Annotated in this window: 22 protein-coding genes and 2 pseudogenes; 10 read left to right on the forward strand and 14 right to left on the reverse strand. The window is 59.2% G+C overall.

Translation table 11 applies throughout. From position 1 onward, the window contains the following. Nucleotides 1-64: 64 nt before the first annotated feature. The 5 genes from RBH10_RS05485 to RBH10_RS05505 form a co-directional block, all read right to left on the reverse strand. Nucleotides 65-685, reverse strand: coding sequence for a lipopolysaccharide assembly protein LapB (locus RBH10_RS05485; protein ID WP_281038823.1), 621 nt, complete (start codon nucleotides 683-685; stop codon nucleotides 65-67). A 101-nt stretch (nucleotides 686-786) separates the two neighbouring features. Then, nucleotides 787-912, reverse strand: coding sequence for a type B 50S ribosomal protein L36 (gene ykgO, locus RBH10_RS05490; RefSeq protein WP_003497670.1), 126 nt, complete (start codon nucleotides 910-912; stop codon nucleotides 787-789). Between the two features lie 139 nt (nucleotides 913-1,051). Further along, nucleotides 1,052-2,137 (reverse strand): 5-(carboxyamino)imidazole ribonucleotide synthase, encoded by a 1,086-nt coding sequence (locus tag RBH10_RS05495; RefSeq protein ID WP_281038884.1) that lies wholly within the window; start codon nucleotides 2,135-2,137, stop codon nucleotides 1,052-1,054. Next, the gene (gene purE / locus RBH10_RS05500; RefSeq protein ID WP_035243258.1) at nucleotides 2,137-2,604 is read right to left on the reverse strand and encodes a 5-(carboxyamino)imidazole ribonucleotide mutase; all 468 of its coding nucleotides are present in this window, start codon (nucleotides 2,602-2,604) and stop codon (nucleotides 2,137-2,139) included. The genes RBH10_RS05495 and purE overlap by 1 nt, the downstream gene beginning before the upstream one ends. A 49-nt stretch (nucleotides 2,605-2,653) precedes the next feature. After that, a complete protein-coding gene (locus RBH10_RS05505; protein WP_006314698.1) occupies nucleotides 2,654-2,857 on the reverse strand; it encodes a YdcH family protein in 204 nt (67 codons plus the stop codon). Between the two features lie 236 nt (nucleotides 2,858-3,093). Between RBH10_RS05505 and RBH10_RS05510 the strand changes: the two genes are divergently transcribed. After that, the gene (locus RBH10_RS05510; RefSeq protein ID WP_003511430.1) at nucleotides 3,094-3,270 is read left to right on the forward strand and encodes a YdcH family protein; all 177 of its coding nucleotides are present in this window, start codon (nucleotides 3,094-3,096) and stop codon (nucleotides 3,268-3,270) included. A 99-nt stretch (nucleotides 3,271-3,369) separates the two neighbouring features. On the opposite strand, the gene RBH10_RS05515 is transcribed toward RBH10_RS05510, so the two are convergent. Further along, complete coding sequence (locus tag RBH10_RS05515; RefSeq protein WP_281038824.1) at nucleotides 3,370-4,134, reverse strand: sulfite exporter TauE/SafE family protein; 765 nt, start codon at nucleotides 4,132-4,134, stop codon at nucleotides 3,370-3,372. A gap of 103 nt (nucleotides 4,135-4,237) precedes the next feature. Between RBH10_RS05515 and RBH10_RS05520 the strand changes: the two genes are divergently transcribed. From RBH10_RS05520 to RBH10_RS05545, 6 genes are all read left to right on the forward strand, one after another. Next, on the forward strand, nucleotides 4,238-4,891 hold the full coding sequence (locus RBH10_RS05520) for a thiamine phosphate synthase (protein WP_281038825.1): 654 nt from the start codon (nucleotides 4,238-4,240) through the stop codon (nucleotides 4,889-4,891). 8 nt (nucleotides 4,892-4,899) lie between these two features. Beyond that, a complete protein-coding gene (locus RBH10_RS05525) occupies nucleotides 4,900-6,000 on the forward strand; it encodes a tetratricopeptide repeat protein (protein ID WP_281038826.1) in 1,101 nt (366 codons plus the stop codon). A 164-nt stretch (nucleotides 6,001-6,164) separates the two neighbouring features. Then, nucleotides 6,165-6,965 (forward strand): inositol monophosphatase family protein, encoded by an 801-nt coding sequence (locus RBH10_RS05530; RefSeq protein ID WP_045023790.1) that lies wholly within the window; start codon nucleotides 6,165-6,167, stop codon nucleotides 6,963-6,965. 200 nt (nucleotides 6,966-7,165) lie between these two features. Continuing rightward, nucleotides 7,166-8,185 carry a flagellar motor protein MotA gene (locus RBH10_RS05535; RefSeq protein ID WP_281038827.1) on the forward strand — a complete coding sequence of 340 codons (1,020 nt, stop codon included), beginning with the start codon at nucleotides 7,166-7,168 and terminating at the stop codon, nucleotides 8,183-8,185. Nucleotides 8,186-8,187: 2 nt separating this feature from the next. Then, nucleotides 8,188-9,219, forward strand: a complete 1,032-nt coding sequence (locus RBH10_RS05540) for a peptidoglycan -binding protein (protein WP_281038828.1) — start codon at nucleotides 8,188-8,190, stop codon at nucleotides 9,217-9,219. An 89-nt stretch (nucleotides 9,220-9,308) separates the two neighbouring features. Further along, nucleotides 9,309-10,955: an FAD-binding dehydrogenase gene (locus RBH10_RS05545; protein ID WP_281038829.1), complete on the forward strand. Its 1,647-nt coding sequence runs from the start codon at nucleotides 9,309-9,311 to the stop codon at nucleotides 10,953-10,955. On the opposite strand, the gene RBH10_RS05550 is transcribed toward RBH10_RS05545, so the two are convergent. Further along, entirely contained in the window at nucleotides 10,956-12,755 is a 1,800-nt protein-coding gene (locus tag RBH10_RS05550; protein ID WP_281038830.1) for an ABC transporter transmembrane domain-containing protein, read from the reverse strand. A 261-nt stretch (nucleotides 12,756-13,016) separates the two neighbouring features. Between RBH10_RS05550 and rpmE the strand changes: the two genes are divergently transcribed. Continuing rightward, a complete protein-coding gene (gene rpmE / locus RBH10_RS05555; protein WP_003506183.1) occupies nucleotides 13,017-13,238 on the forward strand; it encodes a 50S ribosomal protein L31 in 222 nt (73 codons plus the stop codon). A gap of 474 nt (nucleotides 13,239-13,712) precedes the next feature. On the opposite strand, the gene RBH10_RS05560 is transcribed toward rpmE, so the two are convergent. From RBH10_RS05560 to RBH10_RS05570, 3 genes and pseudogenes are all read right to left on the reverse strand, one after another. Beyond that, entirely contained in the window at nucleotides 13,713-14,228 is a 516-nt protein-coding gene (locus tag RBH10_RS05560) for a DUF1465 family protein (RefSeq protein ID WP_281038831.1), read from the reverse strand. Between the two features lie 403 nt (nucleotides 14,229-14,631). Then, nucleotides 14,632-14,823 (reverse strand): DUF1192 domain-containing protein, encoded by a 192-nt coding sequence (locus RBH10_RS05565; protein WP_045023745.1) that lies wholly within the window; start codon nucleotides 14,821-14,823, stop codon nucleotides 14,632-14,634. Beyond that, nucleotides 14,820-16,108: pseudogene (locus tag RBH10_RS05570) on the reverse strand (MFS transporter). Before RBH10_RS05570 ends, RBH10_RS05565 begins: the two are co-directional and overlap by 4 nt. A 136-nt stretch (nucleotides 16,109-16,244) precedes the next feature. Here RBH10_RS05570 and RBH10_RS05575 point away from each other — a divergent pair. Further along, nucleotides 16,245-16,400 (forward strand): hypothetical protein, encoded by a 156-nt coding sequence (locus RBH10_RS05575; RefSeq protein ID WP_281038832.1) that lies wholly within the window; start codon nucleotides 16,245-16,247, stop codon nucleotides 16,398-16,400. Nucleotides 16,401-16,458: 58 nt separating this feature from the next. Here RBH10_RS05575 and RBH10_RS05580 read toward each other — a convergent pair whose 3' ends face one another. The 3 genes from RBH10_RS05580 to RBH10_RS05590 form a co-directional block, all read right to left on the reverse strand. Further along, entirely contained in the window at nucleotides 16,459-17,484 is a 1,026-nt protein-coding gene (locus RBH10_RS05580) for a class I fructose-bisphosphate aldolase (protein WP_045023749.1), read from the reverse strand. 191 nt (nucleotides 17,485-17,675) lie between these two features. Beyond that, a complete protein-coding gene (pgk, locus tag RBH10_RS05585) occupies nucleotides 17,676-18,878 on the reverse strand; it encodes a phosphoglycerate kinase (RefSeq protein ID WP_281038833.1) in 1,203 nt (400 codons plus the stop codon). A gap of 68 nt (nucleotides 18,879-18,946) precedes the next feature. Further along, nucleotides 18,947-20,812 (reverse strand): potassium/proton antiporter, encoded by a 1,866-nt coding sequence (locus RBH10_RS05590; RefSeq protein ID WP_281038834.1) that lies wholly within the window; start codon nucleotides 20,810-20,812, stop codon nucleotides 18,947-18,949. A gap of 433 nt (nucleotides 20,813-21,245) precedes the next feature. Between RBH10_RS05590 and RBH10_RS05595 the strand changes: the two genes are divergently transcribed. Next, nucleotides 21,246-21,512 carry a hypothetical protein gene (locus tag RBH10_RS05595; protein ID WP_045023753.1) on the forward strand — a complete coding sequence of 89 codons (267 nt, stop codon included), beginning with the start codon at nucleotides 21,246-21,248 and terminating at the stop codon, nucleotides 21,510-21,512. 201 nt (nucleotides 21,513-21,713) lie between these two features. On the opposite strand, the pseudogene gap reads toward RBH10_RS05595, so the two are convergent. After that, nucleotides 21,714-22,725 (reverse strand): annotated as a pseudogene (gene gap, locus RBH10_RS05600) (type I glyceraldehyde-3-phosphate dehydrogenase). Nucleotides 22,726-22,781: the final 56 nt, after the last annotated feature.

A 22,781-nucleotide genomic window follows, 5' to 3' on the forward strand; every position in this document is an offset into this window, starting at 1 on the left:
CTGATGGTCGGTCAAATAAAAATCGCCGCTTTTGCGGCGATTTTTATTTGGGCTTTAGGGAATCTCAGCCGCGTGTGCCGGCCAGCTTTTCGGAAAGATCGGCGGCCTGTTTGCGGACGTCCTTGTCGGCGGGATAGAGCGCCAGGTAGCGTTCCCAGGCCTTCAGAGCCAGATCGTCACGGCCCGAGGCTTCGAGGATGTTGGCAAGGCTTGCCAGCGCCGGAAAATAGCGCGGCTCTTTCTCCAGCGTCAGGTTGATGTCCGCCATCGCCTTGCGGGTGTCGCCATCGGCAAAATGCACCATGGCGCGGCGATAGGGCGCCTGCACGTAGTCGGGATCGAGCAAAATGGCCTGATCGAGAAAATCGTAGGCGGCGGCATTGCGCTTCTCGTCGGAGGCTTCGCCCGCCCACTGCATCAGAAGATTGATTGTCGCGCTGCCGGAATCGTTCCATTCGGAAGCGATCTGGTTGGCGATGCTGCGTGCCTTGACTGCGTTCCGCTCTTTTTTCAGCGATGCGAAAAGGCTGTCGATGGTCTTGGCGGGTGAAGGCGCGGCCTCTACCGCTGCGGGAGGCTGTCCATCCGCCGCATGACCAATGGTGACCATTCCTGGAAACAGGAGGCCCGAAAACAGGAAACCCTGAGCGACGATGAAAGCCGTGCAAAAACGATTTGGGCGCATGGGTTAAAGCTTAACCCGACTGCGCCCAATATCAAATGCAAAGTTCTGCTCTATCAACAAAGTGATCCGCGATCTGGGTCGCGAACCGCAGTCGCAGTCAATCAGCCCTGACGAGCCTTGAAGCGCGGGTTCTGCTTGTTGATGATGTAGACGCGGCCCTTGCGGCGAACCAGGCGGTTATCGCGATGACGGGCCTTAAGCGCTTTAAGCGAATTCTTGATTTTCATTTTACTGGTCCGCAGTTTTGCACGGTTTCTGCCGTGCTTATTCAAACAATCAAAAGCGCGCAACGGGGCGCGCTCTTTTCGGTTGGCAGGCAAATACCCGTTTGACCCCTGCCTGTCAACACTTGCCGGTGTCTTTGCCTTAAAAGACTGAGGCTTTTCCTGTGTGCAAAAGCTCGGTCACATGGCCCATCTTGCGGCCGGGCCGTGCTTCAGTCTTGCCGTAGAGATGCACGAGACAGTCTTTTTTCGAAAGCCATGCCGGCACATCGTTGATGTCATCGCCGATGAGGTTGGTCATGACGCAATCCGAATGGCGCTCTGTGTTGCCGGGAGCAAGACCCGAGACCGCACGTATATGCTGTTCGAATTGCGAGATCACACAGGCCGCTTCCGTCCAGTGGCCGGTATTGTGGACACGCGGTGCCATTTCATTGGCAACGAGCGAACCGTCGGGCAGGACGAAGAACTCGATGCCGATCACACCGACATAATCGAGCGCCGCCAGCAGCTTTTCGGCCGACTGCACCGCAACTGCCTTTGCCGCATCGGAGAGCGCTGCCGGCACCGTCGAGGTGTGCAGAATGCCATTCAGATGAATGTTCTCGGCAGGATCGTAGCAGGTGACGGTGCCATCCTTGAAGCGGGCGGCGATGATCGAGATTTCCCGCTCGAAGGCGACGAAGCTTTCGAGGATGAGCGGCACGCCACCGAGTGCCGCAAAGGCGCCCGTGATGTCCTCGCCGCCCCGGAAAAGCCGCTGACCCTTGCCGTCATAACCCATGCGGCGGGTTTTCAGCACACCCTTGCCACCAAAGGCGGCCAATGCCGCTTCCAGTTCTTCCTGATTGTCCACAGCGCGGAAATCGGCGGTGGGAATGCCGCAACCGTTGAGGAAACGCTTCTCCGTCAGCCGGTCCTGCGAGGCGCTGAGCGCCTGTGGCGGCGGATAGACGGGAACGGAGGCGCTGAGCGTCTCGGCTGCCGCGACAGGCACGTTCTCGAATTCGTAGGTTACGACATCACAAAGGCAGGCGAGTTCCGCAAGCGCGGCCTCGTCGTCATAATCCGCAACGATCTGGCTGTTGCAGACCTGTGCGGCCGGACAATCGGCCTGAGGTTCCAGGACGATGGTACGGTGGTTGAGGCGTGCCGCTGCCATTGCCAGCATACGGCCAAGCTGTCCGCCGCCGATGATGCCGATGGTCAGATTATTCGTCTTCACTATCACTGGGCATTGTCCATGGGATATTCGGCAACTGCCGCCGACTGGCGCGCGCGCCATGCGTCGAGCCGGTCTGCAAGATCTTCGTCACCGAGTGCCAGAACCGCGGCGGCCAGCAGTGCTGCATTGATCGCACCGGCTTTGCCGATGGCAAGTGTTCCGACGGGAATGCCTGCAGGCATCTGGACGATGGAATAGAGGCTGTCCTGCCCGGACATCGTCTTGGACTGGACCGGGACACCGAAGACCGGAAGCGGGGTCATGGCCGCGGTCATGCCCGGCAGATGGGCGGCGCCGCCTGCACCCGCGATGATGACCTTGAAGCCTTCGTCCTTTGCGCCATTGGCAAAGTCGTAAAGGCGGTCCGGCGTGCGGTGGGCGGAAATGATGCGGGCCTCGTATTCAACGTCCAGCGCATCCAGCGTATCGGCGGCGTTCTTCATGGTCTCCCAGTCGGACTGGCTTCCCATGATAATGGCGACGGGGGGCGTTTCTGCTGTCACTTCGCTTCTCTCCAGCTCAGGCGATGATATCGGGAATGACCTGATCTTCGATCTGGGTCATCTTGTCTTTGACGGCCAGCTTCTTCTTTTTCATGCGCTGGATTCTCAGCGCGTCGCAGCTGGTCTGGATCATCGCGTTGATCGCAGCGTCATAATCCTCATGCTCCTGGCGCAGCCGCGCCAGCGTGAGCCTGATGTCCGCCTGGTCCTGATCGGGCATCTTGTCATCCCCATTTTATGCCAGCCGGAGAGCCTCCGGCGCGTATGTCATCGGTTCTCGAGCCTCTATCATCAAATCGCGGTAACGGGAAGTTATCCGTTGCGACCAAATTGCCCACTTATTGCCTTCATTTCGCCTTCGACAAGACCAACGATCCGTGTCACATTGTCGTCGCAAACCTGAAACTCCAGCGATGGAGAGCTGGAGGTAGGCTTAAAAATGGAAGGACGTGCCGCATGACCATTCAGGCTCATATTGCATCGCTCGAAAAGAAACACGGTGCTCTGGAGGAGGAGCTCGAAAGTATTCTTGCTTCCCCGTCCTCTGACGATAGAGAGATCGCCGACCTCAAACGCCGTAAACTGCGCCTGAAGGATGAACTACAGAGGCTTAGAGCCTCCACAAGGCATTGATTGATGCCATTCCGCAGCCTTCGATGAAGGACTGACGGATTCCCTTTCGGCCCTGGCGGTACCTGCGTGCTGCCAGGGCTTTTTAGTGGCTGCCTGAGCCTAGAAAGGCAACCCGTCCCACAGCAGTTTCAGCGCCGCGATCAGCGCCATGGAATACATCAGCGGGTAAAACACGGATGGTTTCAGATATTTCACCACCCTTGCACCGGCAAGCGTTGCCAGCATCGCCACCGGCAGCAGGCTGGCCGATGTCTTGAGGTTGGTGGCATCAAGCGCGCCGAGCGCGAAATAGGGAATAAGCTTGATCGCATTCATGATGGCGAAGAAACGCACGCTCATGCCGGTATAGGTCTTGGGATCGAGCTTCAGCGGCAGGACATAGATCTGGAAGGGCGGGCCACCTGCATGGGCAACGAAACTCGCATAACCCGACAGGCTGGACCAGAGCGTCGCGGCCGCCGGTCTTTGCGGTTTGGCCGGAATTTCTTGCCCCTTGCGGCTTTTAAAGCTTTCCTGGAAATAACGCAGCACGAACAGGATCGTCACCGAGGCAACGACAAGGCGCATGGCGTCTGCGGAGATGACGCTTGAGGTCGCCCAGCCAAGAGTAATACCGGCGATTGCGCCCGGCAGCATGATGAGGAGCGTTTGCCGGTGGTTGTGGTGCCGCCAGGCCCAAAGCGCCACGAGATCCATGACGATCAGGATCGGCAGGAAGATCGCCGCGGCCTGTACGGGTGGGATAGCGAGTGCCATCAGCGGCACGCCCATGAGTGCCAGTGCACCGCCCAGCCCGCCCTTGGAAAGGCCAACGAGCACGACTGCGGGGATGGCGACGAGGAAAAAATGAAAATCGGTCAGCATGGATGAAGGTTGATCCTTTCGCCGGTCCGGTCTATCGGATTTATCATATCAAAACGAGTGCAGATCACGCCGAAAGTGTCGTCTGCCTGAAATGGACGAACCGATGACCAAAGTTGAAAACCGCTGCCGCCTTGTTCTGATCGTCCCGCAATTGGACGACGCGCAAAAGCAGGCGACAGAATTGCAAGAAGCACTGCGGGGCGGCGATGTGGCTTCGGTCATCATTCCGCAATACGATCTGGATGACGCCACGTTTCAGAAGCGCGCCGAATTGATCGTGCCGATGGTCCAGGAGGCTGGTGCCGCTGCACTCATCGCCGGCGACAGCCGCGTTGCGAGCCGGGTGAAGGCGGATGGCCTGCATGTCGCGGGCAATGCCGAAGCGCTTGCCGAGGCGGTGGAGAACTTCGCGCCGAAGCTGATCGTTGGCGGCGGCAATGCCGATGATCGCCACAAGGCTCTGGAGATGGGTGAGTCCAATCCCGACTACGTGTTTTTCGGAAAGCTCGAAGGCGACATCAAGCCGGAGGCGCATCCCAAAAATCTAGCGCTCGGCGAATGGTGGGCATCGATGATCGAGATCCCGTCGATCGTCATGGGCGGCACGGATGTCTCGTCCGTGGTTGCCGTGGCCGAAGCCGGAGTGGAATTCGTGGCGATGCGCAGTGGCGTTTTCGACAATGCCGCCGGTGCTGCCCAGGCTGTTTCTGAAATCAACGCGTTGCTTGACGAAAAAGCGCCACGGTTTGACGGTTGATACAGGCGATGTTGATGCGCTCGGTTCATTTCTGCCTTTCCGTTTCGCTGCTGGCGCTGTCTTTCGGCGCGTCGGCGGGTGTCGCTTTTGCCCAATCCGGACCGCAGAGCGAAAGCAATGCGCTTTCCCGCCAGCTGGAGGATGAGGCCCAGCCTTCCCGTCAGGGCCGGGTGCAATCCGAAGAGCAGAAGGACCTGCAGCCATCGCAGGGCGTCAACGTCTATCAGCGCATGGGCGCGGACCTGCCAGCCTTGCCGCCTGAAAAGGAATTCAAGGGCCGGGTGGATGAGGCCTACGGGCATTTCCAGCGCGGCGAATATGTCCAGGCGCTCGACAAGGCGCTGAACCGTGCGCAGAACGGTGATGCATCCGCCCAGACGCTGGTGGCGGAAATGATGTCGCGCGGTCTCGGCATTGCCCGCGACGAAAAGACATCGGCCTTCTGGTACCAGCAGGCGGCGCAGGGTGGTGATCCCGTCGCCATGTTCAAATTCGCCCTCATTTTGATGGAGGGTAAATTCGTCACCCGCGACAAGGCGAAGGCCGACGATTACATGCACCGTGCGGCGGAAGCCGGCAACGCTTCGGCCCAGTTCAACTGGGGCCAGATACTGGTTTCGGAAAATCCCGGCGTAAAGGGATTGCTGATGGCCATGCCGTATTACGAAAAATCCGCCGAGCAGGGCATTGCCGACGCGCAATATGCGGTTTCGCAGATTTATCACTCGGTCAAGGATGTGCCGGCCGAAAAGAAGGCCAAGGCAAGGGACTGGCTGACGCGGGCCGCGAAGGCCGGTTATGACACCGCGCAGGTCGATCTCGGTATCTGGCTGGTCAACGGTTTCGGCGGCGAGCGCAATCTCGATGAGGGCTTCCGCTGGCTGTATGGTGCTGCGCAACGTGGCAATGTCGTTGCCCAGAACAAGGTGGCGCATCTTTACATTCAGGCGTTCGGCACGAGGCCCGATCCGATCGAGGCGGCCAAATGGTATGTGCTTTCCCGTCGCGCCGGGCTGAAGGATCCGTCTCTCGAAGACTTTTATCTAGGGATCACCGACGAGCAGCAGAAAAAGGCAATCGAGGCGGCAAATCGTTTCCGTCCGATGTGACGCAGGGCCGGTCGTTTGGCATCGGCGTTCGCGTGCGGGCTTTTTGCCTTGAATTTCCGCGCGTTTTGTGGTCTTGAACCGCAAACTTTCAATTCAAGAAAATAATGACGTTCCTGCCCGGCCAGCTTGCGGGTGGTTCGCAAGCTTTCCAGGAAACAAATTCGATGGCCCGTTCAGCCCTTCTCAATGTCATGGTTCAGGCCGCCCTCAAGGCGGGTAAGTCTTTGTCGCGTGACTTCGGTGAAGTGCAGAACCTTCAGGTTTCGGTCAAGGGACCGAGCGATTTCGTATCGCAGGCGGACCTCAAGGCCGAAAAGATCGTGCGCGACGAGCTGATGAAAGCCCGCCCGACCTACGACTTTCTGGGTGAGGAAGGCGGCGAGGAAAAAGGCTCTGATGGCGCACACCGCTGGATCGTCGATCCGCTTGATGGCACGACCAACTTCCTGCACGGCATTCCGCATTTCGCCGTTTCCATCGCGCTTGAACGCAACGGCGAAGTCGTTGCCGGTGTGATCTTCAACCCGGCCACCGACGAACTCTACACCGCCGAGCGTGGCGGCGGCGCGTTCCTCAACGATCGCCGCATTCGCGTTGCTGCGCGTAAAGCGCTGACCGATTGCGTCATCGGCTGCGGCGTGCCGCATCTCGGCCGTGGCAATCACGGCAAATTCCTCGTCGAGCTTCGCCACGTCATGGGTGAAGCCGCTGGTATCCGCCGCATGGGTGCCGCAGCGCTCGACCTCGCTTACGTTGCCGCAGGCCGCCTCGACGGTTTCTGGGAAGCCGATCTTGCGCCATGGGATATGGCAGCCGGTCTGGTGCTGATTCGCGAAGCCGGCGGTTTTACCTCCGACGTTAAGGGCGGCACGGATATCTTCGGCACCGGCAGCGTCGCGGCTGGAAATGAATATATCCACAAGGCACTTGTGGAAGTTGCCAACCGTCCCATCCCGGGACGTTGATCGATTTCGGCAGAAAACCTGCCGTTTAATCCAGGTTTCAGGCGCCCGGCGAACCTTTGCCGGGCGTTTTTGTTTTTTCGGTCTCCGGTCCATTCGACTTTCGTGAAATGCCTGTGACGAAACACCGGCTTTTCGCTTCAAATCGTCGCAATTTTCTAATAGCTTCCGCTTGATACGTGACCGAAGGGAATACGAACGTTATGGCGGATTCGGAGTTGCTCGATCTCGGCGTGGAGAAGCCGGTGACCACACGGCAATACAGCCACAAGCTGTCCAGCCCCACACCGTTTCTGTGGACGATGGTTCTGTTTCTGATCCTCGTGGGCTTTCTTGCGGCGATCCTTTACCGGCAGGCGCACACCGCCTTCATGACGAACCCGGGCCTGAACGGCTTCATTCTCGGCGTTCTCGCCATCGGCATCATTCTGGTGTTTACGCAGACCATGAGCCTGCGTTCGGAAGTCCGCTGGTTCAATGCCTTCCGCGCCGCCGGCAGCGTTGAGAAGGTTGGCCGTGCGCCAAGACTGCTTGCGCCGATGAGCACGCTGATCGACAAGCGCGGCGAAGTCCGGCTTTCCGCAGTTACGCAGCGGACAATCCTCGATTCCATCGCGACGCGCCTTGATGAATCGCGCGATACGTCGCGTTATCTCGTCGGCCTTCTGGTGTTTCTGGGTCTGCTCGGCACCTTCTGGGGTCTGATCGGCACGATCGGCGCCATCAGCAACGTCATCCAGTCGCTCGATCCCAGTGCCGGCACCAGCAACGATATTCTAAGCTCGCTCAAGGCCGGTCTCACTGCGCCACTTGCCGGCATGGGAACGGCGTTTTCCTCGTCGCTTCTCGGTCTTTCCGGCTCGCTGATCCTCGGTTTCCTCGATCTTCAGGCCGGCCGCGCTCAGAACCGTTTTTACACTCAGCTCGAAAACTGGCTGTCCTCGGTGACGGATACGACGACGGATGGGCCGAGGGAATTCAAGGCGGAACCCGGCGCCGTGGTCAGCACCGAACGCTCGCTTGCGGCCATGACCAGCCTTGCCGAAGGCATTCAGGGCCTCGTCAAGAACATGCGCAGTGAACAGCAGATGTTGCGTGACTGGATCGAGGCGCAGCAGGAAGAATCGAAATCGCTTCGCCGCACGCTCGACCGGCTGTCGACGCGTCTCGATAGCGAGACAAAACCCACCGGACGCGCCCGGCACGATAACGGGAGCGAGTAGCCATGGCGCTTGCGCGCAACCGCCGCCGCGACAGGGGTGTGGATTATTGGCCGGGTTTCGTCGATGCGCTATCGACGCTGCTCATGGCCATCATGTTTCTGCTGACGGTCTTCGTGCTGGCGCAATTCGTCCTGTCGCGGGAAATCACCGGCAAGGACGAGGTGTTGACGCGCCTCAACAGCCAGATTGCCGAGCTGACCGAACTTCTGGCCATGGAAAAAGGCAACAAGCAGGATATCGAGGACGCGCTGGCAAGCCTGCAATCCACCCTTGCCGCATCGGAAAACGAGCGTTCGCGCCTGCAGTCGCTTCTCGATGCGGGATCGGGCAACAATGCAAGCGCCAATGCCCGGATCGGCAGTTTGACCGGTGAGCTGGACGACCAAAGACAGGCCAATTCCCGCGCTTCCGCGCAGATCGAGTTGCTCAACCAGCAGATTGCGGCGCTGAGGGCGCAGATCGCCTCGGTGGAAGCCGCCCTGCAGGCGTCGGAAGCCAAGGATACCTCGTCACAGGTCAAGATCGCCGATCTCGGCCGTCGTCTCAATGTAGCGCTGGCGCAGCGGGTTCAGGAACTCAACCGCTATCGCTCTGACTTCTTCGGGCGCCTGCGCGAAATCCTCTCGGACCGCGAAAACATCCGCATCGTCGGCGACCGGTTCGTCTTCCAGTCCGAAGTACTGTTTCCCTCCGGTGGCAACGAGCTCAATCCGGAAGGGCAGGCGGAGATGGAGAAGCTAGCAGCGGCGCTGATCGATCTTGCCAAGGAAATCCCGGCGGAAATCAACTGGGTCCTGCGCGTGGATGGCCATACGGACAATGTCCAGCTTTCCGGTGCCGGCCGTTTCCGTGACAATTGGGAACTTTCTTCGGCGCGGGCGACCTCGGTGGTGAAATTCCTGATTTCCAAGGGTGTTCCGGCAAACAGGCTGGTGGCCGCCGGTTTCGGCGAATATCAGCCGATTGCTGAAGGCGACACGCCGGAAGCGCGCCAGCAGAACCGTCGTATCGAACTCAAGCTGACCGAGCGCTGAAATCCCGGACCACATCATAGCGGTTGCCTTGGGCGGCAGTTAAATTTACGTTCGCGTAAAGGTAATTCCGTCATGTCTGGGAGGAGCTGATGGAGCGATATGATGTGATCGTTGTCGGTGCGGGGCTTGCCGGCCTGGTCGCGGCCACCGAGGCCGTTGAGCGTGGTTTCAGCGTTTGCCTCGTGGATCAGGAGGGCGAGCAGAACCTCGGTGGGCAGGCCTTCTGGTCACTGGGCGGCCTGTTTTTCATCGATAGTCCCGAGCAGCGCCGGATGCGGGTGCGCGACAGTCTCGATCTTGCGAGGCAGGACTGGTTCGGCTCGGCCGGTTTCGATCGTTCCGAAGATCATTGGCCGCGTCTTTGGGCGGAGGCCTATCTCAATTTCGCCGCCGGCGAGAAACGCCAATGGCTGCACCGGCTGGGCATGCGCTGGTTTCCCGTGGTCGGCTGGGCCGAGCGCGGCGGTGCGCTTGCCCATGGCCACGGCAATTCCGTTCCGCGTTTCCATGTCACCTGGGGCACGGGTCCCGGCGTGCTGGCGCCTTTCGTTGAAAAGGCGAAGGCCATGGCGGCAAGCGGCCGGCTTGTCCTTAGGTTTCGTCACCGGGTCGACCGTCTGGATATCACCGACGGCAGGGTCACCGGTATTTCAGGCGCTGTTCTGGCAGCAGATCCCGTGTTGCGTGGTCAACGGAGCAGTCGGGAGGAGCAGTGGGATTTTGCGCTTGCGGCTTCGGCGGTCGTCGTCAGCTCCGGCGGTATTGGCGGTAATCAGGAACTGGTGCGGCGCAACTGGCCGGTGGAACGGTTGGGCAAGCCTCCGGCAAGCATGGTCTGCGGTGTGCCCGCGCATGTGGATGGCCGGATGATTGGCATCACTGAGTCGGCGGGGGGAACCGTCATCAATCGCGACCGCATGTGGCACTATACCGAGGGCGTGAAAAACCACGATCCGATCTGGCCAAACCATGGCATCCGCATTCTGCCCGGCCCCTCGTCCTTCTGGTGTGATGCGGATGGTAATCGGCTCACAGCACCCGCCATGCCGGGTTTCGATACGCTCGGCACACTCAAGATGCTGGGCGAGCGCGGTAGCGGCCATAGCTGGTTCATTCTGACCAAGGCGATCATCAAGAAGGAATTCGCCCTTTCCGGCTCGGAGCAGAATCCGGATCTGACGGGCAAGGATATACGGTTGCTGTTGAAACGGCTGGGCAAGGAACCGCCGGGACCGGTGCGGGCTTTCATGGAGCGCGGCGAGGATTTCGCCGTTCGCGACACGCTGGAAGAGCTTGTGACGGCGATGAACGCGATCAGCGGCGATAACCGGCTGGATATAGACCACATCCGCCATCAGATAGAGGCGCGCGACCGGGAGATCGAAAACGGCTTCAGCAAGGATGCGCAGGTAACGGCGATCCACGGCGCGCGGCGTTATCTCGGCGATAAGCTGATGCGCACCGCAAAACCGCATCGGTTGCTCGATCCGGCAAAGGGGCCGCTGATTGCCGTGCGCCTGCATGTGCTGACGCGCAAGACACTGGGCGGCCTGCATACGGACCTTGAGGCACGGGTGCTGGATGCCGCCGGTAACCCGGTGCCGGGTCTTTATGCCGCCGGTGAGGTGGCAGGTTTCGGCGGTGGCGGCATGCACGGATATAATGCGCTGGAGGGCACATTCCTCGGGGGCTGCCTGTTTTCGGGCCGTGTTGCGGGGCGCAGCGTGCTGGCGTGATTAAGCTTGAGCGCGCAACTCGTCCGGGCCTGTCTGGAATTGCAGGCGGGCAAGCCTCGCATAAAGGCCGTTCTGGCGGATAAGGCTCTGGTGCGTGCCTTCCTCGATGATGCGGCCTTCATCCATCACCAGAATGCGGTCTGCCTTGAGCACGGTAGCGAGGCGATGGGCGATAACGATAGTGGTGCGGGTCTTCATCAGCTCGTCGAGCGCCTTCTGCACCAGCGTTTCGCTTTCCGCATCCAGTGCGGAGGTCGCTTCGTCCAGAAGCAGGATCGGTGCGTTGCGCAGGATGGCGCGGGCAATGGCGATGCGCTGGCGTTGACCGCCGGAAAGCGTGACGCCGCGTTCTCCCACCTGCGTATCATATCCATCGGTTAGTCGGGCGATGAAGCTGTCCGCCTGCGCAGCGGTGGCGGCAACGCGGACTTCCTCGCGTGTCGCATCCGGGCGGCCGAATGCGATGTTATCGTGGATGGAGGAGGCGAATATCGCCACATCCTGCGGAACGATGGACAGGCGCGCGCGCAGATCAGCCAGGCTTACGGTGCGGATATCGGTGCCATCGACCGTGATGCGGCCCTGTTGCGGATCGTAGAACCGCATCAGCAACGAAAAGACCGTGCTCTTGCCCGCACCGGAAGGGCCGACGATGGCGACGGTTTCGCCGGCATTGACCTTGAAGGACAGGCCGGAGATGATCGGGCCTCCGGTTGCGAGCGGATAGATGAAGCCGACATCCTCGAATTCGGCCTCGCCGCGCGGCGGTTGAACCATCGAGATGGGAGCTGCAGGTTCGGCAACGGGCGAGTGTTCGTTCAGCAGTTCGGAAAGCCGTTCGGCTGCGCCGCCCGCTTGCGCCAGTTCACCCCAGACTTCCGAGAGCTGGCCGAGGCCGCTTGCCGCGATGACTGAATAAAGCACGAACTGGCCGAGCGTACCGGCCGTCATGCTGCCGGACAAAACGCTCTGCGCGCCATACCAGAGAATGCCGACGACGCTGCCGAAGACGAGCGCGATGGCGACCGCGGTGAGGATGGAGCGAGCGCCAATCGCCGCGCGCGCGCCCTGATAGGCGGCTTCCACGGAAGCGCCGTAACGGGCATTTGCGAGCGCCTCGGCGTTGAAGGACTGCACGGTGCGGCTTGCCCCGATCGTTTCCGAAGCATAGGCGGCGGAATTGGCCAATGTGTCCTGCGTGTTGCGGGAGCGGGCGCGAACCGAGCGCCCGAAGGCAATCAGCGGAAAAACGATGAAGGGAATGGCGAGCAGCGCAAGGCCGGAAAGACCAGGGCTGGTATAGATCATCATCGCCACCGCCCCGCAGCACATGATGATGTTGCGCAGCGCCACTGACGCGGAGGAGCCGAAGGCGGAGCGGATCTGTACGGTATCGGCGGTCAGCCGCGAAGTCAGCTCACCGGACCGGTTAGCATCGAAAAACTGCTGCGACAACGTGGTGAGATGGGCAAAGACATCGCGGCGCAGATCGGCAACGACCCTTTCGCCGATGGTCATGACGTAATAATAACGCATGGCGCTGGCGAGAGCGAGAAGGACGGCAATCGCCAGAAGCACGGCGAAATAGCTGTTGATCATGCCACCGTCCGGTGTCTGGAAACCGTGATCGATGATGCGGCGAACGGCAAGCGGCAGGGCCAGTGTCGTGGCGGAGGAAAGCACAAGCGCAAAAAGGGCTGCCGCCATCAGGCCACGATACCGCCTGAGATAGGGAAACAGGCCAAGAAGCGGCTTCAGACTTCTCTGTTTCGCAGCTTTCTGCTCGTCAATGTCTGCCACGTCCTCTATGCTCCTCATTCAGTGCCGTTTTTGGGCCTTTTGCGGGTGAATTTCCGGCGTTCGGTAAAATTCCAGCCCCTGCGGCCATCTCCTTTCACAAGGGGATAGCAGGCTCTTGTTATCTGGGCGACCTTCATGTATAGGCTCCGCATCGAATTGGGAAGCCATAGCCCATCTGGTCTATGGCTTCATTTATTGAAATGGCTCAGTTGACGCAATTGCGGCAAATGGACCGCACGTCACTTAACCAGGAAGATTGTCATGAAGGCTGATATCCATCCCGCTTATCACACGATCAAGGTCGTCATGACCGATGGCACCGAATACGAAACCCGCTCCACTTGGGGTTCGGAAGGCGCAGTCATGAACCTTGAAATCGACCCCAAGTCCCATCCGGCATGGACGGGCGGCAACCAGCAGCTTATGGACCGCGGTGGTCGCGTTTCCAAGTTCAACAAGCGTTTCGGCGGCCTCGGCCTCTAATCCACTTGTGGACGGATCATTTAAAAAAAGCCCGGTTTTACCGGGCTTTTTTGTTGCCCTGTTTCGACTGGATTTGCCTTAGGGTGATTGCGACAGTTTTGTTGATAGCGGCCAGAGACCTTAAATTTTACGGGTTCCTGGTTTGGTCAATCACAGGCAGCGGCTCTCGCGGCGTCATCATGGATGTATGCCGGAGAGTAGTCATCAAAGCACCGGTCAATCTTTTCGTTTATATCCCAGAATTCTTTGCCAATAATAAAAGCGACAATTAGTAGAGCGCAACCGGACGTAGCCATAATATACTTAAGGATACGCATTTTTGTTCCTATCGTTGTGCTGTAGATGTGTACTAAAATATGAATTGTGACAATGAAATTTATTATTTCATGCCTAGATATTTCTGTACCCTTCCAAAAACAAAAAAGCAGGCCTATGAGCCTGCTTTTCAAATTGTCCGGATAATGTGGTCTTTTCTCAGTTGATCGAGAAAGCCGTGCGCAGAAGGTTAAGCTGCGCCTGCACGCTATTTTCGTTGTCCGGCACCTTGGCGGCTTCGGACGGACGGTAGATTTCACGGTCGAGAAGGGCGACGCGGTTCTGGAGGCGGAGCGACCGTTCGATGAGGTCGCGGAAGGACTCCGGCAGGTCGTTCCAGCCCGGCGCATTACGGTCGACGTTGAAGCTGTCGAGCCGCACCTTGCTCTTTTCGCTGAGAACTTGATCCCGCGTCATTTCGCCATTGTTGACGGCGCGCTGCAGAAGCAGCCAAGACGCCATCTGCATCAGGCGGGTGGTGAGGCGCATCGATTCCGCCGCATAAAGGACGGAGGCCATGCGCGGCAGAACCTTGGAAGCTGTGCGCCCGGCGCCATCGAGATAACTGGCCGTTTCCTCAACCAGGGTCATGCCTTCGGTATAGAGGGTCTTGAACTGGTTTGACGCAGCCGCGTGACCCGCAAAGCTTATGGTATTTAAGACCTGTTCCGACATTTTCTTTAAATCCCTGCTCACGCATCACACTGTCAGGCAACGACAACCCGGATATTTTGTTCCGGCCTTTAGTGTTTTCAGGATGGTATCTTTACCCGAAATGCGCAAGGCAATTATTAAAGAAGGGTTAATACCCACAGTTTTACGAATTCCGGCGACCGGTAAAAAAAGAGCCGCGAAAGCGGCTCTCAAGGTAAAACAGGGAGAAAAATCAGACCAATTCGCCGTATGGAGAAGATGCCTGAGGTCCAGAAGAACTGGACATGTATAGTAATCTCTCAGAAAGCTTAATTTTTGGTTAATGGTAAACGAAAGACTGCACCAGAATCTTTAGTCTCGTTTACCGTAGTGGCCGCAGTCTATCGCTGGAAGACTGGGCCGGAGGTTTTGCTGGGGCCGCTGGTCAGGACCGGAAGAGGTTCTCCGCCGCCAGTCGGCCGGCGGACTTCCTTTTCCTCTCCTCGTCAAGCCGGGTGATTTCCGTCTGCAGGAGGTCGATACGGTTGCTCAACTCGTCCACCGAAAGAAGGCTGAGATCGCTGCCGATCTCGTGCGCCACGGGTTTTTGCGGACGGTCATCGTCAAAGAGGGTCATATGCCTGCTCCTTTTTCAACATAGTCGCCATCGTCCTCTGGATATTGCGGCGCGCGCGGGTCAAGCGCAATGCTTTCCGGCGTGACGAGCGGCGAGGGCGTTGTCGGCATCATCGTCGAGAAATTGTCCTTCTCGTCGGTCGAAAGGGCGGCGCGCTGACGGCTTCTGATGATGGCATAGGCCGTTATCAGCACATGGGCGACGGCCGTCACGAAGAATAGCGCATAGGGGCCGGAGTAGGTCATGACCGCGCCGCCGAGTGTCGGGCCGATGATGGTGCCGATGCCGTAAAGCAGCAGCAGCCCGCCCGAAACCTTGACGAAGTCTTCTGATGCCGCGTAGTCGTTAGCGTGGGCCACGGCGATGGGATAAAGCGCGTTGGCGGCGGCGCCGTAAATGGCGATCATCGGGATAAGTACATAGACATCGTGCGGCTGCACGGCCGCAACGGCCAGACCCGCGACTGCGCCAAGACCGGCCAGTCCGGCAAGCACATAACGGCGGTCTATGCGGTCCGAAAGACGGCCGGCCGGAAATTGCGCGAGCGCGCCGACGAAGATCGTGACGGACACCATGATGGCGATCATGGTCGGATCAAGACCCGCCCGTGCGCCGAAAACGGCGCCGAGCGTGCCGTAAGCACCGTTGGCGATGCCGATCATCAGGATACCGATGAAGGAAACCGGCGAGTTGCGGTAAAGGGCGGGTAAATCCAGCTTGACCTTCTGCAAGGGCTGCGGGCTGTCGGCCTTCGATAGCGTGGCTGGCAGAATCGCGATGCAGTAAATGATGCCGCAGATCATGAACAGCGAGTTGTTGCTGATATCGCCCATCGGCACGATCATCTGCCCCGCCACGACGCCAAGCAGCGTGATGGCGATGTAGAGGAAAAGATCATGCCGCGGCTCTCATTGGTCGCGCGTTCGTTCAGCCAGCTTTCGATGATCATGGAAGTGCCGGCCGTGCAGAAGCCGGTGAGCGCGCGGAGAGCAATCCACCAGACGTCGTCGATGATGAGGCCGGTCATCAGCACCGTCAGGCAGACCAGCGCCACGAAGGAGGCAAATGCCCGCACATGCCCCGCACGGCGCACGATGGCGGGCGCGACGAAACAACCGATGACGAAGCCCGCTGCCCAGGAGGTGCCGAGAAAGCCCAGAATTTCGTTGGAATAGCCTTCCGCCGAGCCGCGCATGGGCAGGACGAGACCCTGAAGGCCGTTACCGAGAAAAAGAAACAGAGTGCTGGATAAAAGAGCGAATACGGGTAGAAGATTTCTGCTCATGAAGACACTCTCATGCGTTCGGACGTATGGTCGGCAGGCCATAAGACGGGGGCTACCCGAATGAGTTGCACTCTTCTGTTGAACGGTAAAAATGTCCAGCCTGTGACGATGCAGAAATAAAGAAAAGGCTCAATAAATGACAAAGGCGATCGGCCTTTTTTTACTGCTGGCGATGATCGTGCAGATCATCCGTCCCTTGGGCCTGCCGGGCCTCAGGAAAAGAGGCGATTGCTGGAAGATCGCGGTTGCAGCCTTCGTCATCTGGTCGTTGACGCTGCTTCTTCGTCCGTAAATAAAAAAGCCGCCCGTTGGGGCGGCTTTGATTTTTCTGCATGTCTGTTGCCGGGGCCTCAGGCTGCCTTTTCGAGTTCCTGCTTCCAGTTGCCCTTGGCGGCAAGGCTGTTCATGGCGGCGCGGTGCGTGAAGGCGCGCTGGCCGGCAGCGACATTTTCCTGCTTGCCGCCCCATGTCTTGAGCGCGGTATCCTGAAGGGCGCGACCGTAGGAATAGGTCAGCGACCAGGGCAGGTCGTAACCGGCATTCATGGCGGAGAGATGCGCCGTCGCCTCTTCGGAGGACTGGCCGCCGGAAAGGAAGGCGATGCCCGGAACAGCTGATGGCACGGTTGCCTTCAGAACCTTCACGGTCTTTTCCGCCACCTCCTCGACGGAAGCCTTGCGGGCCTTCTTGCCGTCGATGATCATGTTCGGCTTGAGGATCATGCCTTCAAGGTTGACGCGGGCATCGAACAGATCGGCGAACACGGTCTGAAGAACCCATTGCGTGACTTCCGCACAGCGATCGATGTCGTGCGTGCCGGGTTCGCCGTCCATAAGGACTTCCGGCTCCACGATCGGCACGATATCCGCCTGTTGGCAGAGAGCGGCGTAACGGGCGAGTGACTGGGAGTTTGCCTTGATCGAGCCCCAGCTCGGACGCTGTTCGCCGATGGTGATGACGCCGCGCCACTTGGCGAAGCGGGCACCGGCCTCATGGTACTTGCGCAGGCGCTCGTACAGACCGTCGAGACCTTCGGTGATGAATTCACCCGGATGGAAAGCCATCGGCTTGGCGCCGACATCCACCTTGATGCCCGGCAGGCTGCCGGCGGCCTTGATGATATCAACGAAAGGCGTGCCGTCGGCTGCCTTCTGGAACAGGGTCTCTTCGTAAAGGATGACGCCGGAGATGTACTTCTTCATGGCGTCGTCGGAGCGGAACAGCATTTCGCGATAGTCGCGGCGGGCGGTCTCGGTGGACTCCAGATTGATGCTGTCGAAACGCTTCTTGATCGTTCCTGTGGATTCGTCGGCAGCCAGCAGGCCCTTGCCGTCGGCAACGATTTTGATTGCAATGTCTTCGAGACGTTCGGTCATTTGCTATTCTCCCAAGGCACAATAAATTCCCGATAACAGAAGTTCCAGGGCAGGGAAATGGCGCGCTAACTCATTGAAACGATTGAAATGGTTTCAATCGTTTGAAACTTTTCCTCCCATGCGCACTTACCAAAAAACAAGGCCGGACAAGCATCGCTTGTCCGGCCCCATGTCAGGCAAGTAGGGGAAGTTTACTTGGCGGCGGTCAGGATGGCAACGCCCGGCAATTCCTTGCCTTCCATCCATTCGAGGAAGGCGCCGCCCGCTGTCGAAATATAGGTGAAATCGTCCGAGACGCCGGCATGGTTGAGCGCCGCGACCGTATCGCCACCACCGGCGACGGAGACGAGCTTGCCCGCCTTGGTGCATTCGGCTGCATGTTTTGCGGCTGCCACGGTTGCCGCATCGAAGGGTTCGATTTCAAAGGCGCCGAGTGGGCCGTTCCAGACCAGCGTTTCCGCGCGGGAAATCCAGGCCTTGATGCTTTCGACCGATTTCGGGCCGACATCGAGAACCATGGCGTCGGCGGGAATGGCATTGATATCGACGATTTCGTTAGCCGCACCGGCCTTGAATTCGCGGGCAACCACACCGTCTTCCGGCAGGACGATCGCGCAGCCGGATGTCGCGGCCTCGATCATGATCTGCTTTGCGGTTTCGGCCAGATCGTGTTCGCAGAGCGATTTGCCGACTTGTGCGCCGCGCGCGGCAAGGAAGGTGTTGGCCATGCCGCCGCCGATGACGAGGGCATCGACCTTCTTGACGAGGTTCATCAGGAGATCAATCTTGCTGGAAACCTTCGCGCCGCCGACAATGGCGACCACCGGGCGTACCGGCTGGCCGAGGCCCTTTTCCAGTGCCTCAAGTTCGGCCTGCATGGTGCGGCCGGCATAGGCCGGCAGGTGACGCGCCAGACCCTCGGTGGAAGCGTGGGCGCGGTGGGCGGCCGAGAAGGCATCGTTCACATAGATATCGCCATTGGCTGCAAGAGCCTCGACAAATGCCGGATCGTTCTTTTCCTCACCCTTGTGGAAGCGGGTGTTTTCCAGAAGCAGGATATCGCCATTGTTCATTTTCGCGACCGCGACGGCAGCCGGTGCGCCGATGCAATCGGATGCGAAGGAAACGGCGTGACCCAGCACGTCCGCGACGGCAGGCACGATCAGGGACAGCGACATGTCGGCCATCGGCTCACCCTTCGGGCGGCCGAAATGGGCGAGCAGAATAACTTTTGCGCCTTTTTTGGAGAGTTCCAGAATGGTGGGCGCAACCCGCTCGATGCGGGTCCTGTCCGTCACTTTGCCATCCGCAACCGGCACGTTGAGATCAACACGGACGAGGACGCGCTTTCCGGCAATGTCGTTAAGGTCGTCGATGGTCTTGAAGGCGGGCATGGGTCGATCCTGATTTTGTTGCGAGTTCGGGACGGACCATACTATGCCTGATTGACGACGCAAGCCGGTCAGACCTCATTTTCTCTTGCCCCGTTCGCAGGTGCGGAAACGCCTTCGCCGGCATCGGCCGAGCGCATCCGACGCCGCTGCGCCAGATGCGCGCGCGCACGGCGCAGGATTTCCGAAAAGCTGATGAAGATCGGCAGGCCGATGGCCGGTTCGACCGGCTCAAGCGAAATGCCAACGCCGGTGATCGCCTCATGTTCATCCAGTGCCCGAACGATGAGAACGATGGAGCCGAGGCGAACCCGGTCGGCATAATCCGCCTTGCCTGAAAGGCGTGCTTCGATAAGTTCCGCGATGCTCATGGCGTGTTCGGCAGGCGAAATGATGCCCGGACCATAGGCAGCGTCGAGTTCCGTTGCCGGACGGCTGGGTGAGATTGCGAAAGTGCCGAAGAAATCGGCGTCGTCATCTGCGACCGGCAAAGCGCTTGCGAACAAGCGGTCGATCAGCCTGATATAGCCGGGTGCGATAAACAGATAAACGAGATCGTTTTCACGCAGGCGTCCGGCATATTGGTAGCGGATCGATTTACCGTCGCGCACCACCAGCGAGGGCATCGCCCAGCGCGGAATACGTTCGCCATGCATGATAGCGCTGCCCTTGGCCACGCGGTAGGAAATCAGTTCATGATTGGCGGTGCCGGGAAGGTCCACTTCCAGCTTGTCGACCTCGCCCATGCGCGGCGGCACGATCAGCCCCAGCCTTGTGGCCACTGGCTTGATGGTCCAGCCCTGCAGCAGGAGCGACACCAGCACGATGATGAAGGCGGCATTGAAATAGATCTGTGCATCGTCCAGCCCGCCAAGAATGGGCATGATGGCAAGCAGGATGGAAACCGCGCCGCGCAGGCCCACCCACGCCACGAAGGACGTTTCCTGCTGGGTATAGTTGAAAGGCATCAGGCTCAGCCACACCGCAAGCGGGCGGGCGACGAAGATCAGGAAAAGCGCAAGCAGCACGGCCGGAATGGCAATCGCCGGAAATTGCGAGGGCGTGGCGAGCAGGCCGAGCATCAGGAACATGATGATCTGGGCCAGCCACGTCAGCCCCTCATGGAAACGGCGGATGGTTTCCTTGGCGAAGATCCTGCGGTTGCCGGCAACGATACCCGCCACATAGACCGCCAGAAATCCGCTGCCGCCAATTGCGCCGGTGAAGGAAAACACCAGCAACGCCAGTGCCAGTACGAAAATCGGCGCCAGCCCGCGGTCGGCGGCGAAACGATTGACGACGGTGGCGATCATGACGCCGCCGAGCAGGCCGAAAATTACGCCGAGGCCCATTTCCTCGATGAACAGCAAGAGGAAGCCGGTATCGATGCCGGCGAGCCCCTGTCCCTTGGCGATGATCTCGACCAGGGCAACGGTGAGGAAAATCGCCATGGGGTCATTGGTGCCGGATTCGACCTCAAGCGTCGAGCGCACCTGATCGCGGATGTGGATGCCGCCGATGCGGAGCAGGAAGAACACGGCCGCCGCATCCGTGGATGCGACGATGGCGCCGAGCAACAGACCCTCCAGCCAGGAAAGCCCGAGCAATAGGGCGGCCGCGCCCGCGAAAAAGACGGATGTAAGGATGACGCCGACGGTGGCGAGTGCGACGGCCGGTGCCACCGAAAGCCGGAACGATTGCAGGGGCGTGCCGAAACCGGAATCGAAAAGGATGACGGCGAGTATCAGCGAGCCGAGCATATAGGCCAGCGGATTGTTGGTGAATTGGATGCCGAGGCCATCCACGCCTGCCGCAAGCCCGATCATCAGGAAGAGCAGCAATAGCGGCGCGCCGAACCGGAAGGCGATGAGGCTTGAGAAGGCTGCGACGAGAACCAGAACAGTTGCGACCAGCAACAGAAGATAAAATGATTCCACGTCCACCGCCTCTTTCAAACCGCGCTGGCCGCCGCAATGAAAGCTCTGCACGTCCGCAGTCAATGCGCCACGGGTTGCGGTCTGTCAGCGCTGGTGTCGGTGGCGTTGAAAGGCGACGCAAGGCGGGGTGTATCGAATGATACGGCAGGGCCGAGGTGCATTGCGCACGTCCGTTATCCCTGTCCTCTTGTCCGTCTCAAAGTGGACTACACAAAGGCAGGAAATGGGAATTTTTTCGACGTGTCGGCAAAGCGTGCAAGGTGCGGCGGAAGGCGTTGAATGCGGTGCGTTCCACGCATCATGCGACTGCCGAAGAACAGCGGATAACTGGCCGAAACAAATTCGACTGCCAGTGCCATCATGTAACATAGAGACAATGCAGCTACGTTAGTTGTCGCGTCCGAGTTGCTTTTATCATTACCGGAGCGATCGGATGAAACGGATATCTACTATTACATATATTGCATTATTGGCGGCGGGGTCGATTGTTTCGGGCTGTTCCAGCACGGAACAAACGGCTGAAAACATGGCCGCGCAACGCGAGCGTTGCCGGGTGTTTGGCTACCCTGAAGGGTCGCGGGATTTCGCTGACTGCATGATGAAGCTTTCCATGCAGCAAAGCGATTTGAGGCAACAGACTTTCGATACGATCTGGAGCGGTAGCAGTTCGGATCAAATTATCATCAATAACAAGAAATAACGGGTTGTGTGGCTCATCAGACTTGGCCTGCTTGGTCTCATGCGCCTCTTGCCGGGCGATGGTTTTCGATCCGAAGCGCCCCGCCTTGCTTCTGGATCGACGCCGGCGGGATCCCTCGTCCCGTCGGCATTTTTTTCGGCAAACAAAAACCGGCAGGATTACTCCTGCCGGTTTTTCTAATTCACCAATTCTGGCTTTTGCTTAGATGGTCTTCGCAAATGCGACGGCCGTGTCCGACATACGGTTGGAGAAGCCCCACTCGTTGTCGTACCAGGACAGAACGCGCACGAACTTGCCTTCCATGACCTTGGTCTGGTCGATCGCGAAGATCGAGGAGTGGCTGTCGTGGTTGAAGTCGCGGGAGACCAGCGGCTCTTCGGTGTAGCCGAGGATGCCCTTCAGCTTGCCATTGGCGGCGGACTTGATCGCTTCGTTGATTTCCTCAACCGTCGTGTCGCGCTTGGCGATGAATTTGAAGTCGACGACCGAAACGTTCGGGGTCGGAACGCGGATCGACGTGCCGTCCAGCTTGCCCTTGAGGTGCGGCAGAACGAGGCCAACGGCCTTGGCTGCACCCGTCGAGGTCGGGATCATGGACAGGGCTGCGGCGCGGGCGCGGTACAGATCCTTGTGCATGGTGTCCAGCGTCGGCTGGTCGCCCGTGTAGGAGTGGATCGTCGTCATGAAGCCATGATCGATGCCAACGACGTCATCGAGAACCTTCACGACCGGCACGAGGCAGTTGGTGGTGCAGGACGCGTTGGAAATGACCAGATGGTCCTTCGTCAGCTGGTCGTCATTGACGCCGAAAACGACCGTGAGGTCTGCGCCGTCAGCCGGAGCGGAAACGATGACGCGCTTGGCGCCTGCCGTCAGGTGTGCCGCTGCCTTGTCGCGAGTAGCGAAGATACCCGTGCATTCGAGCGCGATGTCGACGCCGAGTTCCTTGTGCGGCAGCGTTGCCGGATCGCGAACGGCCGTCACCTTGATCGGCTTGCCGCCGCCAACGATGATCGTGTCGCCTTCGACCTTCACGTCGGCAGGGAACTTGCCGTGGATCAGAATCGTAGCGAAGCAGATGGGCGTTGGTTTCAACCGGGCCGAGGTCGTTGATGGCAACGACTTCGATATCGGTGCGGCCGGATTCGACGATGGCGCGCAGAACATTGCGGCCGATGCGGCCAAAGCCGTTAATGGCAACTTTTACAGTCATTTACAGTCTCCCGAACAAGATATGTGCTTGGTCTTTGTGGAATGTGAGGGCTTGGG

It is taken from the genome of Rhizobium sp. AN73 (assembly GCF_030757975.1).
Lineage (GTDB): Bacteria > Pseudomonadota > Alphaproteobacteria > Rhizobiales > Rhizobiaceae > Agrobacterium > Agrobacterium arsenijevicii.